At 65.3% G+C, this 14,059-nt stretch carries 14 protein-coding genes and 1 tRNA gene; 7 read left to right on the top strand and 8 right to left on the bottom strand.

Annotated elements, in window-relative coordinates:
- Nucleotides 1-25 precede the first annotated feature (25 nt).
- A tRNA-Ile gene (locus XH89_RS30565) sits at nt 26-101 on the bottom strand.
- A gap of 308 nt (nt 102-409) precedes the next feature.
- A complete protein-coding gene (locus XH89_RS30560; RefSeq protein ID WP_194464057.1) occupies nt 410-1,384 on the bottom strand; it encodes a tripartite tricarboxylate transporter substrate binding protein in 975 nt (324 codons plus the stop codon).
- Between the two features lie 105 nt (nt 1,385-1,489).
- On the opposite strand from XH89_RS30560, the gene XH89_RS30555 reads away from it, so the two are divergent.
- Nucleotides 1,490-2,467 carry a TAXI family TRAP transporter solute-binding subunit gene (locus tag XH89_RS30555; RefSeq protein WP_194464056.1) on the top strand — a complete coding sequence of 326 codons (978 nt, stop codon included), beginning with the start codon at nt 1,490-1,492 and terminating at the stop codon, nt 2,465-2,467.
- Nucleotides 2,468-2,494: 27 nt separating this feature from the next.
- Here XH89_RS30555 and XH89_RS30550 read toward each other — a convergent pair whose 3' ends face one another.
- The 3 genes from XH89_RS30550 to XH89_RS30540 form a co-directional block, all read right to left on the bottom strand.
- Nucleotides 2,495-3,709 (bottom strand): ABC transporter substrate-binding protein, encoded by a 1,215-nt coding sequence (locus XH89_RS30550; protein ID WP_194464055.1) that lies wholly within the window; start codon nt 3,707-3,709, stop codon nt 2,495-2,497.
- 103 nt (nt 3,710-3,812) lie between these two features.
- Nucleotides 3,813-4,706 carry a helix-turn-helix transcriptional regulator gene (locus XH89_RS30545; protein ID WP_194464054.1) on the bottom strand — a complete coding sequence of 298 codons (894 nt, stop codon included), beginning with the start codon at nt 4,704-4,706 and terminating at the stop codon, nt 3,813-3,815.
- The gene (locus XH89_RS30540; RefSeq protein ID WP_194464053.1) at nt 4,675-5,073 is read right to left on the bottom strand and encodes a hypothetical protein; all 399 of its coding nucleotides are present in this window, start codon (nt 5,071-5,073) and stop codon (nt 4,675-4,677) included. Before XH89_RS30540 ends, XH89_RS30545 begins: the two co-directional genes overlap by 32 nt.
- Before the next feature lie 28 nt (nt 5,074-5,101).
- On the opposite strand from XH89_RS30540, the gene XH89_RS30535 reads away from it, so the two are divergent.
- The 4 genes from XH89_RS30535 to XH89_RS30520 are packed head-to-tail and all read left to right on the top strand — an operon-like array spanning nt 5,102 to nt 10,243.
- Entirely contained in the window at nt 5,102-5,935 is an 834-nt protein-coding gene (locus XH89_RS30535) for an extracellular solute-binding protein (RefSeq protein ID WP_194464052.1), read from the top strand.
- Between the two features lie 54 nt (nt 5,936-5,989).
- Nucleotides 5,990-7,096 (top strand): molybdopterin-binding protein, encoded by a 1,107-nt coding sequence (locus XH89_RS30530; protein ID WP_194464051.1) that lies wholly within the window; start codon nt 5,990-5,992, stop codon nt 7,094-7,096.
- A 13-nt stretch (nt 7,097-7,109) separates the two neighbouring features.
- A complete protein-coding gene (locus XH89_RS30525; protein ID WP_246767658.1) occupies nt 7,110-9,059 on the top strand; it encodes a molybdopterin biosynthesis protein in 1,950 nt (649 codons plus the stop codon).
- Between the two features lie 56 nt (nt 9,060-9,115).
- The gene (locus XH89_RS30520; protein ID WP_194464049.1) at nt 9,116-10,243 is read left to right on the top strand and encodes an FAD-dependent monooxygenase; all 1,128 of its coding nucleotides are present in this window, start codon (nt 9,116-9,118) and stop codon (nt 10,241-10,243) included.
- On the opposite strand, the gene XH89_RS30515 is transcribed toward XH89_RS30520, so the two are convergent.
- From XH89_RS30515 to fdhD, 3 genes are all read right to left on the bottom strand, one after another.
- Nucleotides 10,210-10,455 carry a hypothetical protein gene (locus tag XH89_RS30515; RefSeq protein ID WP_194464048.1) on the bottom strand — a complete coding sequence of 82 codons (246 nt, stop codon included), beginning with the start codon at nt 10,453-10,455 and terminating at the stop codon, nt 10,210-10,212. The two genes, XH89_RS30520 and XH89_RS30515, sit on opposite strands and share 34 nt — an antisense overlap.
- A 70-nt stretch (nt 10,456-10,525) precedes the next feature.
- On the bottom strand, nt 10,526-11,161 hold the full coding sequence (mobA, locus tag XH89_RS30510) for a molybdenum cofactor guanylyltransferase MobA (RefSeq protein WP_194464047.1): 636 nt from the start codon (nt 11,159-11,161) through the stop codon (nt 10,526-10,528).
- Complete coding sequence (fdhD, locus tag XH89_RS30505) at nt 11,148-12,038, bottom strand: formate dehydrogenase accessory sulfurtransferase FdhD (RefSeq protein WP_194464046.1); 891 nt, start codon at nt 12,036-12,038, stop codon at nt 11,148-11,150. The genes mobA and fdhD overlap by 14 nt, the downstream gene beginning before the upstream one ends.
- A gap of 208 nt (nt 12,039-12,246) precedes the next feature.
- Between fdhD and mobB the strand changes: the two genes are divergently transcribed.
- Together mobB and glp are read left to right on the top strand one after the other, a co-directional pair.
- Nucleotides 12,247-12,774: a molybdopterin-guanine dinucleotide biosynthesis protein B gene (gene mobB, locus XH89_RS30500; protein WP_194464045.1), complete on the top strand. Its 528-nt coding sequence runs from the start codon at nt 12,247-12,249 to the stop codon at nt 12,772-12,774.
- A 9-nt stretch (nt 12,775-12,783) separates the two neighbouring features.
- Entirely contained in the window at nt 12,784-14,040 is a 1,257-nt protein-coding gene (gene glp / locus XH89_RS30495) for a gephyrin-like molybdotransferase Glp (RefSeq protein WP_194464044.1), read from the top strand.
- Nucleotides 14,041-14,059: the final 19 nt, after the last annotated feature.

The following is a 14,059-nucleotide window of genomic DNA, read 5'->3' as shown; positions in this document are numbered from 1 at the left end:
GCGTAGCCCGACGAAGGGCGAAGCGTGGTGGGCCCGGCAGGACTCGAACCTGCAACCAGACCGTTATGAGCGGCCGGCTCTAACCATTGAGCTACAGGCCCCGCCGCGAGACGGTCCGCGCGAAACGCGCGGCCGGCAACGGTGCGCGGTTCGTTTACAGGGATGGAGGCGGGGGTGCAATGCCGGGGCACGCGACGCAGAACGTCGGTGCGGCGCCGAGGGTGATTTCTAAATTACCGAATTTTTGCGATGATGCCCTTATACGCCTGTTTTGCCCGACGTCACAACCGGTTTTTCCGTGGCGTTCATCTTTGCTGTTGTAACCCTTTGTAATCGCCTGCCTTTCTACTGTGCATGGGGTTGTTTTGGTGTTTTTGAGGTGAGGGGCATTGAAGTCGCCGCCTGCGCCTCAGTCCACCGAGACCCCGGCGAACTCCACGACCTTGCGCCACTTGTCGGTCTCATCAGTGACCAGCTTGCCGAACTCGGCCGGCGTCATCGGCCTCGGGATGCCGCCGTTCTCGGTCAGCCGTGCCACCACTTTCGGGTCCTTCAGCGCGTCGCCGATGGCCTTGTTGAGGAGCTCGACGATCTCGGGCGGCGTGCCCTTCGGCGCGGAGATGCCGTAGAAGCCGACCGATTCGAAGCCCGGCACGGTCTCGGCGATCGCGGGCACATCGGGCAGGCTGGGCCAGCGCTGCGGCGAGGTCACCCCGAGCGCGCGGACATTGCCGCCGCGCGACTGCTCGAGCGCGGAAGGCAGGTTGTCGAAGATCAGCTGCACCTTGTTGGAGATGATGTCGGGGAAGGCGATCGCAGAGCCCCGATAGGGCACGTGCACCATGTCGCATTTGGTCATCGCCTTGAACAGCTCCGCCGACATGTGCACCGAGGTGCCGTTGCCGGATGACGCAAACGAGATCTTGCCGGGGTTGGCTTTGCAATAGTCGATGAACTCCTGGACCGTCTTCACCGGCATCGCATTGGAGACGACTAGCATGTTGGTGAGCTGCATGATGCTGGCGACGGGCGTGGTGTCGCGCAAAAAGTCGAACGGCAGCTTTTTGTAGAGCGAGGTCGAGATCGCGTTGTTGGGGGCGACGAACAGCAGCGTGTAGCCGTCGGGGGCTGAGTTGATCGCGGCGGCGGCCGCGATGTTGCCGCCGGAGCCGGTGCGGTTCTCGACGATGAACTGCTGGCCGAGATGGTCCGACAGCCACTGCGCCATGATGCGCGCGACGATGTCGACCGGGCCGCCGGCGGCAAAACCGATCAGCCAGTGCACGGGGCGGTCGGGGTAGGCGGCGGAGGCGGGCGGCGTGGCGGTGAGGAGCCCTGACAGCACGACCAGCCCGAAAACAGCACACCGCAAAATTCGCAACATGACGCCTCCCATTGCCTTATTGTTGGAGGGCATGCTTTCACAAAATCCGCCCGCTGCCTACATCGCCGCAAAGTCGATGTTGACGCAGGCACAGCCGGAACGACCATGAAATTCGCTTTTCCCCTTCTTCTCGGCGCCGCACTCTTCGCCAGTCCCGCTGAGGCTCAAACCGGAGGCAATGCCATTTCGACCACGACGATCAGCCATGCCATCAGTCTTGGCACCGCGACGCCGGGCGGCGGCTTCCCGCTCTATGGCAACGCCTTCGCGGAGGTGATGAATGCGGCGGATGGCTCGCTCACCATCGCCCCGCGCAACACCAAGGGCAGCAACGAGAACATTCCGCTCCTGGAGAAGGGCGAGCTCGATCTCGCGCTGGTCGCGGGCGAGCCGGCCTATGAGGCCTTCGCCGGCATCGGCCGCGCGCCCGTGCGGCTGAAGATCCTGACCGCGATCTATTCCAACCCCGGCATGTTCGTCGTGCGCGCGGACAGTCCCTACAAGACCATCCGCGATCTCGTCGGCCAGCCGGTCGCGTTCGGCGCCAAGGGATCGGGCCTGCCGATCCTGGCGCGCTACGTGCTCGATGGCCTCGGCCTGAAGCAGGACGAGGATTTCAAGGCCATCTATCTCGACCGTGCCGGCGATGGGCCGGCGATGGTTGAGGACGGTCGCGTCGCCGCGCTCTGGGGCGCGGGCATCGGCTGGCCCGGTTTCGCGGCGGTGGCCTCCAGCGCGTCAGGCGCGCGCTTCATCGCGCCTGACGCGGAGGAGATCGCACGCATCCGTGCCAAGCACGCGTTCCTCAAGCCGTTGACCGTGCCGGGCGGCTCCTATCCAAAACAGTCCGAGCCGATCGCCTCGCTCGGCTCCTGGAGCTTCGTGCTGACGCGCGAGGATCTGCCCGACGATATCGCCTATCGCCTGGCGAAGACGCTGCACGGTGTCGAGCCGGCGTTCTGCAAGAAGCTCGCGCAAGCCTGCGAAACCACGGCTGCAAACACCGTCGCGGCCGCGCCGAAGCCGGAGCTGATTCATCCGGGCGTGATGAAGTATTTTCGCGAGATCGGGATGGTGAAATGACGGTCGCCTGAAGCGACCGTCAGGTTCTCACTTCTTCAGCATCGGACACGCCGGGTCCGGCGGGCCGAAGGCCTTGTCGCCGGGAATCGTCGCGAGGATCTTGTAATAGTCCCACGGATACTTGCTCTCCTCCGGCGTCTTCACCTGCACCAGCCAGAGGTCGTGCACCATCAGATTGTCATCGCGAAGCTTGCCGTGGCGGGCGAAGAAATCCTCGACCGGCTTTGCGCGCATGGCGGCGGCGACCTTGAGCGGATCGTCGGTGCCGGTTTCCTTGATGGCGTTGAGATAGTGCATCACGCTGGAATAGACGCCGGCCTGCCACATCGTCGGCATCTTGTTCATCTTGGCGAAATAGCGCTTCGACCATTCGCGGGTCTTGTCGTCCATGTCCCAGTAGAACGAGGTCGTCAGCAGCAGGCCCTGCGCGGCCTGCAGGCCGAGGCCGTGGATGTCGGTGATCAGCGCCAGCAGCGCCGCCATCTGCTGGCCGCCCTTGAACACGCCGAATTCCGAGCCGGTCTTGATCTCGTTCATGTTGTTGGGGGGGCCAGCCGCAATGCCGATGATCTTGGCCTTGGAGGCCTGCGCCTGCACCACGAAGGAGGAGAGGTCGGACGTTGCCAAGGGCGGCTTCACCGAGCCCAGCACCTTGCCGCCATTGGCGGTGATGACGCTGGAGGCGTCGCGCTCCAGCGAGTGACCGAAGGCGTAGTCGTCGGTGATGAAGAACCAGCTGTCGCCGCCGCGCTTGACCACGGCGTCCGCGGTGCCGACCGCGAGCGCGCGGGTGTCGAACACCCACTGCATCGCGTAGGGCGAGCAGAACTTGCCGTGGAAATCGGCGGTACCGGTGGAGTGGGTGATGAACAGCCGCTTCTTCTCGTTGGCGATGTTCTGCACCGCGAGGCCCACGGCCGAGACCGGCACGTCGACGATCAGGTCGACCTGGTCGACGTCGTACCAGCGCCGCGCGATCGCCGCGCCGATGTCGGCCTTGAGCTGGTGGTCGCCGATCACGATGCTGATCGGCTTGCCGAGCACGGTGCCGCCGAAATCGTCGATCGCCATCTGCGCCGCCGTCACCGAGCCCTGGCCGGTCGGCGCGGAGGCCGGGCCGTTCATGTCGGTGAGCACGCCGATCTTGACGACGTCGTCGGATACCTGCGCCGTTGCGGCCCCCGATAGCAGCGCCGCCGCCAAGGCGGCCGCGACCGGCAGTCCAAATCTCGCTGGATTCACGCTTGTCCTCCCCTGATCCGGCGCATTGGCCGAAAGTTGCTATGCCGGGTATGGCCCGGCTGAATTGGTTTCTTTTGCAACTATTTTGGGGTGGGCGTCAATCTCAGGCCGCGAAGCGGATCTGTCCGGCGGGTGAGGGATCGTAGCCGGTGAACTCCTCGGCGCGCTGGCGCAGCCGCTGTTCGCTGAGGAATCGGATCAGGGCCTGCATGGCCGGGCGGAAATAGCTGCGTTGCCGCATCGCAAGGTCAAAATTCTCCCAGGCCAGCGGCACGAAATCGAGCCCGGCCGAGCGCGCCGCCGCGCGCGTTGCGACACCGCAATCGGCCTGTCCGGCGCGGACCATCTCGGCAAGATCCGGACCCGTGAGGGCCGACGTCTCCACCCGTCGCAAATCACGCGTCGAGGCACCTGCGCGCGTCAAGAGCATGTCGAGCAGCATCTGCGCGCCGGTGCCCCGTTGCCGCATCGCCATCCGGGCGCCGAGCGCGAGCACGTCGTCGAGACTGCGCAGTTGCTTCGGATTGCCCCGCTGCAGTACGAGGCCCTGCTCGCGGCGCACGAAGGCAACCAGCAGCGCGTCATGCAGATCCGGCGCGTCCCGCAGTGCCGTTACGCTGGCGTTGGGGGCGAGATTGCCCTCGGCATCGAGGCTGTGGAAGTGCACCGCGGCCGCCACGACCTCGCCGCGTTGCAGCCGCTCGAGCCCGCGCGCGCTGCCTTCGGTCATCGATCCCAGGCCGGAGCCGGACTCACGCAGGCTCCAATCCAGAAGCTCGTCCTGGCTGCCGCCCACCACCGGCGGCGGCTCAGCGATCAGCATCCCTGCCGGACGCGCCATTCCGGACAGCACCCAGAGATCGAGCTCGTGTCGCGGGAAGAGCCATTTGCCGGTCACCTTGGTGCAGGGGATCGCGCCGGTGGTGACGAGTTCGTAGAGCTTGCGTTCGCCTAAGCGGAGATAGTCAGCGGCTTCGCTGGTCGTCAGGAATTCCATCCTGCATTCCTATGCAAATTCTTGCTTCTTTTTGACGTTCAACGCAGGTGGAATTCTGCACTTCGATTTTTGTCCGCGCGAACCATGCCCGATGATCTCGTTGCTTTGCAACACATCCTGACACGTGTTTTGGTTTTGGTTGACGATCTTGCGAGGCTCGAATGGCGCGAGCCTTGCGGCCCGTGATTGTGGGCGCAACTGCAATCAACGCGCCGGTTGATTGATTGCCGAAAATTCCCGATACGATCGCTTCGGCGGGCTCGCGGATGCGTTGCAAGCCTGCCTCTCGGTAGTGACCAAATCCGGGCTCTATTTCCTGGTGTTTTCGCGACCAGATTGTCACGAGTGCGGCGCAATCGATCATCATGATCGGGGCCTATCCGAGGGAACCCCGCATGGCTGTTCGCCGTCTGACCGTTGCACTTGCGCTTCTCTGCGGCCTTGCCGGGACCATTTCAGCCCCGGCGGCCGAAGAGCGCGCGATCGTCCTGGCCTCGACGACGTCGACGCAGGACTCCGGCCTTCTCGACTATCTGCTGCCGATCTTCCGCGCCAAGACCGGCATCGAGGTGACGGTGATCGCGCGCCGCAGCGACGAGGTGCTCGATGGCGCGCGACGAGGCGAGGCCGACGTGGTGTTGCTGCATGCCCGGCCGCAGGAGGAGAAGTTCGTCGCTGACGGTTTCGCCACCAAGCGCTTTGACGTGATGTACAACGACTTCGTGCTGATCGGACCAAAGAGCGATCCCGCCGCCGTCAAGGGCAAGGACATCGCCACAGCGCTGAAGGCGATCGAGGCCAAGGGCGCGCCATTCGTGACGCGCGACGATCGCTCCGGCACCCACGCGGCGGAGCTTGCGCTCTGGATCGTCGCCGGCATCGACATCGCCAAGACCAAGGGGGCCTGGTATCGCGAGAGCGGGCAGGGCATGACCGCCGCCCTCGACGCTGCACGGACGGCGAATGCCTATGTCCTCTCGGACCGGGCCAGCTGGATCGCGTTCAAAGATCGCGGCGATCTCGACATCGTCGTCGAGGGCGACAAGCGTCTGCTCAACCAATATGGCGTGATGCTGGTGAATCCGGAGAAGCATCCGAACGTCCAGAAGGAGCTGGGGCAGACTTTCATCGACTGGCTGATCTCGTCGGAGGGACAGGCGGCCATCGCCGGCTACAAGGTCGACGGACATCAGCTGTTCTTTCCGAATGCGGACAAGCCGGGCGGTTGACGGTCGAGGCACCGGCGGTTGCCAAACCGCGCGATGCGTGATCCATCATGAGGCATGACCCAGCGCCTGCCGCCCTCGCTCACGCCGCTCGATACAGCGCTCACCGCGCTGTTGAAGACCGTTGATCCGATCGCACCAGTCGAACTGTCTTTGACCGAAGCGGCGGGCTGTATCTCGGCGGGGATGCCGCTGCTGCCAGCCCATCCGCCGCGTGACATCGCCGCTGTGGACGGCTGGGCGCTCAGCGCCAACGATCTTGTCGGCGCGTCTTCTTATTCGCCGCTGCCGCTGGCCGAGCTTCCAGCGTGGGTCGACGCCGGCGACGTGATGCCGGCGGGATGCGACTGCGTGCTCGACATTGACGCTGTCGAGGTGTCGGGTCCGCTCGCCCAGGTGCTGGCGGAAGGCGTTCCGGGGCAAGGCGTCGGCCGTCGTGGGAGTGACATCGCCGAAAGCTCGCCCGCGGCCGCGGCGGGATATCCCGTCGGTGCTGCAGCCTTGTTGCTCGCGCGTGCCGCCGGCAGTGACAAGCTCAGCGTCAGGCGGCCCCGGCTGCGCATCGTCAACGTGCCGGGCGCAACGGTGACGATGCAGATGATTGCCGATCTCGCGCGCGCGGCGGGACTCGATGTGAGCACGCATGAAGCCGGCTCGCGCGATGTGACATCGATCGCGGAGGCGCTCGACGTCACCGCCTGCGACCTCCTGCTGACCGTTGGCGGCAGCGGCGGCGGTCGCGGGGATGCCACAGTCATGGCGCTGGCGCAGCGCGGAGCGGAGTTCGTTCACGGCCTTGCGCTCCAGCCCGGACGCACCGCAGCCGCTGGGCAACTCGGAAAAGTTCCTGCCGCCGCCTTACCCGGGGCGCCCGGTCCGGCACTTGCGGCCTGGCTTGCACTGGTGCTTCCGTTGGTTGATCGACTGTCGGCGCGACAGCCGCGCCGCACGGTGACCTTGCCGCTGGCACGGAAGATCGCCTCCAGCGTCGGCATCGCCGAGATCGCTTTGCTGGCCGAGGAACATAAAGCGTGGATGCCGCTTGCCGTGGGCGAATGGCCGCTCCACGCCATCGCCCGCGCGGATGCATGGCTGCTCATTCCTGCCAGCCACGAGGGATTTGCAGCGGGCGAGCGGGTCGATGCTTATCTGATGCGGGAATGATATGGGTTCCGGCATGACGATGATCCCAAAGCCGCCAGATCGCAGCGCTCTCGAGCAGGAGCAATTCCTAAAAATCCTCTCGCGCGAGGAGGCACTGGCACGCTTCGACGCTGCGCTGTTTCCGCGCTCCATTCCGAATGAGGCCCGCAAGCTTGCCGATGCGCTCGGCGCTGCCCTCGCCGAAGACATCACTGCACCAATCGACGTGCCGCCGTTCGACCGTTCCAACGTGGATGGCTTTGCCGTGCGTTCGGCGGATGTTGCGGCAGCCCGCGAAGGCGCGCCCGTGCGCCTTGCGCTGAACGATGAGACCATTCACTGCGGCACGGCGCCGGTGCTGCAGGTAGCCGTGGGAACCGCAACGCCCATCGCGACCGGCGGCCCGCTGCCACGTGGCGCCGATGCCGTGGTCATGGTTGAACATACCCAACCGGCTGACGCTGGTGCGATCGATGTCCGTCGCGCGGCCTCGCCAGGGCAATTCGTATCCTGCGCCGGATCGGATATCGCGCGCGGCGAGGCACTCCTGCGTGCCGGCACGATCATCGGCTCGCGCGAGATCGGCATGCTTGCGGCCTGCGGCATCGCCCAGCTGAAGGTTGCGCGCAGGCCGCGCGTTGCCGTGATTTCCACCGGCGACGAGTTGGTGCAGCCCGGCGAGCCACTTGGGCCCGCCGCCATCTACGACACCAATGGCGCCATTGTCACAGCCGCGATCGACGAGAATGGTGGCGAGGCGGTGTTTCTCGGCGCCATTCCCGACGACGAAGCCAAGCTCGAAGCTACGATGCGGCGCGCGCTGGCGGATGCCGACATGCTGGTGCTCTCGGGCGGCACATCGAAGGGCGCGGGCGATCTGTCCCATCGTATCATCAGCCGGCTCGGCCAGCCCGGCATCATCGCGCATGGCGTTGCACTCAAGCCGGGCAAGCCACTGTGCCTTGCGGTGTGCGACGGTAAGCCGGTGGTGCTCCTGCCGGGCTTTCCGACCTCGGCGATGTTCACCTTCCACGACATGATCGTGCCGGTGCTGCGCAGGATGGCCGGACTGCCGCCGCGCTCCGATGCCAAGGTGAGTGCGACCGTGCCGGTGCGCATTGCCTCCGAGCTCGGCCGCACCGAGTTCGTCATGGTCTCGCTGGTCGAGGGCAGGGACGGCCTGATCGCCTATCCCTCCGGCAAGGGCTCCGGCGCGATCACCTCGTTCGCCCAGGCCGACGGCTTCGTGCGCATCGATGCGCTCACCGACCAGATGCCGGCCGGGACCGCAGCCGAGGTGACGTTGTTCACGCCGCACGTGCGGGTGCCCGATCTCGTTATCGTCGGCAGCCATTGCACCGGCCTCGACCTCGTCACCGCGCAGCTTGCCCACGCAGGTCTCGTCGTGCGCTCAATTGCCGTCGGCAGCCTCGGCGGGCTTGCGGCGGCGAAGCGCGGCGAATGCGATCTCGCGCCGATCCATCTGTTCGACGACAAGAGTGAGACCTACAACACGCCCTATCTCGTCGAAGGGCTCGAACTCGTGCCGGGCTGGCGGCGAATGCAAGGCATCGTCTTCCGCAAGGGCGACAAGCGGTTCGAGGGGCTCGGCGTGAAGGAGGCCGTTGCCGCTGCGCTCGCTGATCCCGCCTGTATCATGGTCAATCGCAACCAGGGCGCCGGCACGCGTATCCTGATCGACCGGCTGCTCGGCGGCGCGCGCCCGGAAGGTTACTGGAACCAGCCGCGCTCGCACAACGCGGTCGCCGCGGCTGTCGCGCAGCATCGCGCCGATTGGGGCATGACCATTGCGCCGGTCGCCCATGCGGCCAATCTCGGTTTCATTCCGTTTGCGGAAGAGCATTATGATTTTGCCCTGGTGACGTCGCGCAAGCAGCGTCTCGCCGTGCAAACGTTCCTCGATGCACTCGGCTCGGTCGAAGCCAGAGCTGCACTGGAGCGCGCAGGCTTCCGGCCCGCGTAAGGCGACTGACGACGACGTGGCATTCAAACCGCGCGACAGACAGGGTAGGGGACACGATGGCGCGGCCGCTATCGATTGCGATCGTCGGTGCTGGCATGGGCGGTCTTGCGACCGCCGCGGCGCTGAGACGGGTCGGCATCAACGTGATGGTCTACGAGCAGGCCTCCCGGTTTGCGCGCATCGGCGCCGGTATCCAGATCGGCTGCAACGCGATGAAAGTGCTGCGTGCGCTGGGGCTGGAGGCGCGAATGCGCGAGCACGCGTTCTATCCGCGGTCCTGGAACAACCGCGATGGGAAGAGCGGCGACATCAAGTTCGACATGATTTTTGGCGAGAGCGCGGAAGCGAGGTTCGGAGCGCCCTATCTGCTCGCCCATCGCGGTGATCTGCATGCGGCGCTGGCAAGCGCGGTGCCGGATGAATTTGTGAGGCTCAATCACAAGCTCGTCGGCCTCGACGAGACCGGCGAAGGCGTCCGGATGAGTTTCGCCGATGGCACCAGCGCCGTTGCGGACGCGGTGGTCGGCGCGGACGGCGTGCATTCGGCGGTGCGTGACATCCTGTTCGATACCGCGCCCGTCAAATTCACGGGCCGCATCGCCTATCGTACCACCTATCCGGCTGCGCTGCTTGGCGAGAAGATCGACGACTGCACCAAATGGTGGGGCGAGGACCGTCACATCGTGATCTATTACGTCAAGCCTGATCGAAGCGAGGTCTATCTCGTCACCAGCCAGCCGGAGCCGGACTTCCGCATCGAGTCCTGGTCGGCGAAGGGCGACGCGCGCGATTTGCGCGCCTCATTCGAAGGCTTTCATCCGCAGGTCGGACAGGTGCTGGCGGCATGTCCCGACGTGCACAAATGGGCGATCATGGATCGCGATGCGCTGGAGCGCTGGGCCGACGGCAAGGTGACGCTGCTCGGCGACGCCTGCCATCCGATGACGCCCTATATGGCGCAAGGCGCGGCCATGGCGATCGAGGATGCCGCAGTGCTGTCGCGCTGTCTGGACGGCATCGACCGCGATGGCGTTGCAGATGCTTTCCGCCGCTTCGAGGCGACACGGAAGGAGCGGACGACCCGGGTGCAGGAGACCTCACGCGCCAATATCTGGCTGAAACAACGGACGGATACGAGCTGGGTCTACGGCTACGATGCCTGGTCGGTGCCGCTGGCGGCCTGAAGGGACTGCTCGCGCGCACGCTCGCGTTCCTCGGCTTCCGCAAGCGCACGCTGCGCTGCAGGCGGCAGCGGCTTCGGGTCCGGCGGGACGTTGACGATTTTGTCGCTGCCCGTGGCCTGTTGGCTCAGCCGTTTGGTGCTGTCGATCGCTTTCGAGAGATCGAACACGAAATCGACGACTGCGAATATGGCATTCAGAAGAGAGTCGGCCATGGCTGATCCGGACTGCGTCCCGATCAGTAGTCGCAGCTCGTCTCGATCCGGTTCGATATCCCGTTAAGCGCTAGGCCGCATCATCCAGCGCCGCGAGCCGCTCAGCCTCGGCGATGTCCTCGACCGTGTTGGCGTTGAAGAACGGATCGAGCGGCTCGGCCGGCCATGTCACCGTCGCGAGTGGATAGCGCGCGGTCCAGCGGTCGATCTTGCGGAGATCCTCGACGACCAGGGCGTGACGCAGCTCGTCGCGCAAGGCAACGCGCCACAGGCCGATCACGGGATGCGACTGGTCGCCGGAAGCAGCGACCGCGAGCTGCGCATTCTCTCTCGCGCGCGCCTCATGCAGGCGCGCGACCAGATCGCGCGGCAGGAACGGACAGTCGCCAGCGGCGCTGAGCACCCATTCGATCTTCGGTCGGTTTGCTGCGGTCCATTCGAGTGCGGCAAGGATGCCGGCGAGCGGGCCGGGAAAGCCGGGGACGTCGTCGGCGACGACCTGCAATCCGAATGCCGCAAAACGCGCGGGATCGCCATTCGCATTGAGGATCAGCCCACTGCATTGAGGCTTCAGGCGCGTGATCACGCGCTCCAGGATGGTGCGGCCGCCGATGGTTCGCATCGGCTTGTCGCCGCCGCCCATGCGCCGTGCCAGACCGCCGGCCAGCACCACGGCTTGCGTTGCTGGAATACTAGTCGTCACCACCTTCGCCCTTACGCTTGTGCTTTGCCGATTCCTCCTCGACGTAAGCGAGGTTCTGGTCGTAGACGATACGCTCCTCGCCCGCGAGCGCGATGAAGCGTTTACCGCGGGTGCGCCCGACCAGCGTCAGACCTACCTGTCGCGCGAGATCGACACCCCAGGCGGTGAAGCCGGAGCGCGACACCAGAATCGGAATGCCCATCCGCACGGTCTTGATCACCATCTCCGAGGTGAGACGTCCCGTGGTGTAGAGGATCTTGTCGGCGGCATCGACGCCATGGCGGTACATCCAGCCCGCGATCTTGTCGACGGCGTTGTGGCGGCCGACATCCTCGGTGTAGCAGAGCGGGGTGCCCTCCTTGCACAGCACGCAGCCGTGGATCGCGCCGGCCTCCAGATAGAGCGACGGCATGGTGTTGATGGTCTGCGTCATCTGGTAGAGCCAGGAGGTACGCAGCTCAGCCTTCGGCAGTGCGACGCTCTCGACGGCTTCCAGCAGATCGCCGAAGGCGGTGCCCTGCGCGCAACCCGAGGTCTGGGTGCGCTTCTTCAGCTTGGCTTCGAAATTGGTATGGTGTTCCGTGCGCACGACGACCACCTGGAGGTCGTCGTCGTATTCGACCTCGGTGACCGCGTCATTATATTTCAGCATGTTTTGGTTCAGCAGGTAGCCGAGCGCCAGATATTCCGGGTAGTCGCCGATCGTCATCATGGTGACGATCTCCTGCGAATTCAGGTATAGCGTCAGCGGCCGTTCCATCGGCACCTTGATTTCGACCTTTGCGCCAGTCTGGTCGGTCCCGGTCACGCTCTGGGTCAGGCGCGGGTCGTCCGGGTTGGGGACGATCAGGGGCACCGGGGCTTTGTCGATCTTCATCATGGTGCGACGTTAGCATGACATTCGCCTCAAGCCGATATAAGCATGCTGAGGAATGAGCAAAATGCCTCCGCTCGTCATTGCGAGCGCAGCGAAGCAATCCAGAAATGCATCCGCAGAGACACTCTGGATTGCTTCGCTGCACTCGCAATGACGGGGAGGGAGCGGTGGTTCCACCAAGGACTATGCAGTGCGTAGAGACGGACCTGGAATGAAAGTCATCGGCCTTGCGGGCTGGAGCGGTGCGGGCAAGACCACGCTGTTGGCGCGGCTGATCCCGCATTTCAGCGCGCAGGGCCTGCGCGTCTCCGTCATCAAGCATGCGCATCATCAGTTCGACGTCGATGTGCCCGGCAAGGATTCCTGGCGCCATCGCGAGGCGGGCGCAACCGAGGTGCTGGTGGCGTCGTCGAACCGCTGGGCGCTGATGCATGAATTGCGCGGCGCCCCGGAGCCGCGGCTGCCGGAACTTCTGGGCAAATTGTCCGCCGTCGATCTCGTGGTGGTCGAGGGCTTCAAGCGCGAGCCGCATCACAAGATCGAGGTGCATCGCGCCGCCAACGACAAGCCGCTGCTGTTCCCTGATGATCCCGGCATCGTCGGGATTGCGACCGACGCTGCGGTTGAAACACGGCTGCCGACCGTCCATCTCGATGATATCCAGGCTGCAGCGGCATTGCTCCTGCGTGCGGCGATGCCGGTCGAGGAAGCGGTTGCAAGAAGCGCGGCGACGCGCTGACGAGGCTCCATGGCTCAACTGTCGGACGATTGTTTTGCTTTCGGTGGACCGATGATGTCGGTCGACGAGGCCGTTGACCTGATCACGGCCCGTGTCAGCGCGATTGCCGATATCGAGACCGTGATGCTGGTCGAAGCCGACGGGCGTGTGCTGGTGCACGATATCGCCGCGCCGCTGCCGTTGCCGCCTTTCACCAACTCGGCCGTCGACGGCTACGCCGTCGGCAATGCCGACCTGCCGGAGACAACGGAGCAGGCATTCCCGCTCGATGGCCGCATCCAGGCCGGCGGTCTTGCTCAGGCGCCGATCAAGCCGGGCCACACCGCGCGCATCTTCACGGGCGCGCCGATGCCGCCGGGCGCCGAGACCGTCTTCATGCAGGAAGACGTCCGCATCGATGTATCAGGCAGGGTCGTGCTGCCATTCGGGCTGAAGCCAGGCGCCAACGTCCGCCCGGCCGGAGAGGACATCCCGGTGGGGCAGATTGCGCTGCGCGCCGGCCAGCGGATGCGGCCGCAGCATGTCGCGCTTGCAGCGGCGTTCGGCCTGACCCGGCTCGATGTCGTCAGGCGCATTCGCGTCGCGGTGTTTTCCACCGGCGACGAACTGGCCTCGCCCGGCGCGCCGCGCGCGGCCTCGCAGCTGTTCGATTCCAATCGCTTCATGTTGATGACCATGCTGCGCCGGCTCGGCTGCGAGGTGCACGATCTCGGCATTCTGCGCGACGAGCGCGCCTCGCTCGCGAATGGTTTGAAGCAGGTTGCAGGCCAACATGACCTGATCCTCACCACCGGTGGCGTCTCGACCGGCGAAGAGGATCACGTCAAGGCGGCAGTGGAGAGCGTCGGCTCGCTGGTGCTGTGGCGGATGGCGATCAAGCCGGGCCGGCCGGTGGCGATGGGCATCATCGGCGGCACGCCGCTGATTGGGCTGCCCGGCAATCCCGTCGCGAGTTTCGTCACATTCGTCCATGTGGTGCGGCCGACCGTGCTCGCGCTCGCCGGCAGTCTGCAGGAACCGCTATTGCCGATCCCGCTGCGTGCGGCGTTCACCTACAAGAAGAAGCCGGGCCGCCGCGAATATGTGCGCGCCTCCTTGCGCCGCGCGCAGGATGGCGCGCTGGAAGCGGTCAAGTTTCCGCGCGAAGGGGCAGGGCTGCTGTCGTCGTTGGTGGAGACCGATGGACTGATTGAACTCGGCGAAGACATTACGGCCGTCGAGCCGGGCGAGAGCGTAGGTTTCCTGTCCTATGCGAGTTTGCTCTGAGCTCTTGCGTTGACGTCCC

It is taken from the genome of Bradyrhizobium sp. CCBAU 53340, from assembly GCF_015291645.1.
Classification (GTDB): domain Bacteria; phylum Pseudomonadota; class Alphaproteobacteria; order Rhizobiales; family Xanthobacteraceae; genus Bradyrhizobium.
The sequence above is the reverse complement of the archived record's forward strand: the minus strand, read 5'-3'. Positions and strand labels throughout refer to the sequence as shown.

What these genes read in the sequence shown, in the direction of transcription:
- XH89_RS30560 (WP_194464057.1), bottom strand. Translation starts at nt 1,384, where the DNA reads ATGTTGCGAATTTTGCGGTGTGCTGTTTTCGGGCTGGTCGTGCTGTCA.
- XH89_RS30555 (WP_194464056.1), top strand. Translation starts at nt 1,490, where the DNA reads ATGAAATTCGCTTTTCCCCTTCTTCTCGGCGCCGCACTCTTCGCCAGT.
- XH89_RS30545 (WP_194464054.1), bottom strand. Translation starts at nt 4,706, where the DNA reads ATGGAATTCCTGACGACCAGCGAAGCCGCTGACTATCTCCGCTTAGGC.
- XH89_RS30540 (WP_194464053.1), bottom strand. Translation starts at nt 5,073, where the DNA reads ATGATGATCGATTGCGCCGCACTCGTGACAATCTGGTCGCGAAAACAC.
- XH89_RS30535 (WP_194464052.1), top strand. Translation starts at nt 5,102, where the DNA reads ATGGCTGTTCGCCGTCTGACCGTTGCACTTGCGCTTCTCTGCGGCCTT.
- XH89_RS30530 (WP_194464051.1), top strand. Translation starts at nt 5,990, where the DNA reads ATGACCCAGCGCCTGCCGCCCTCGCTCACGCCGCTCGATACAGCGCTC.
- XH89_RS30525 (WP_246767658.1), top strand. Translation starts at nt 7,110, where the DNA reads ATGACGATGATCCCAAAGCCGCCAGATCGCAGCGCTCTCGAGCAGGAG.
- XH89_RS30520 (WP_194464049.1), top strand. Translation starts at nt 9,116, where the DNA reads ATGGCGCGGCCGCTATCGATTGCGATCGTCGGTGCTGGCATGGGCGGT.
- XH89_RS30515 (WP_194464048.1), bottom strand. Translation starts at nt 10,455, where the DNA reads ATGGCCGACTCTCTTCTGAATGCCATATTCGCAGTCGTCGATTTCGTG.
- fdhD (WP_194464046.1), bottom strand. Translation starts at nt 12,038, where the DNA reads ATGATGAAGATCGACAAAGCCCCGGTGCCCCTGATCGTCCCCAACCCG.
- mobB (WP_194464045.1), top strand. Translation starts at nt 12,247, where the DNA reads ATGAAAGTCATCGGCCTTGCGGGCTGGAGCGGTGCGGGCAAGACCACG.
- glp (WP_194464044.1), top strand. Translation starts at nt 12,784, where the DNA reads ATGGCTCAACTGTCGGACGATTGTTTTGCTTTCGGTGGACCGATGATG.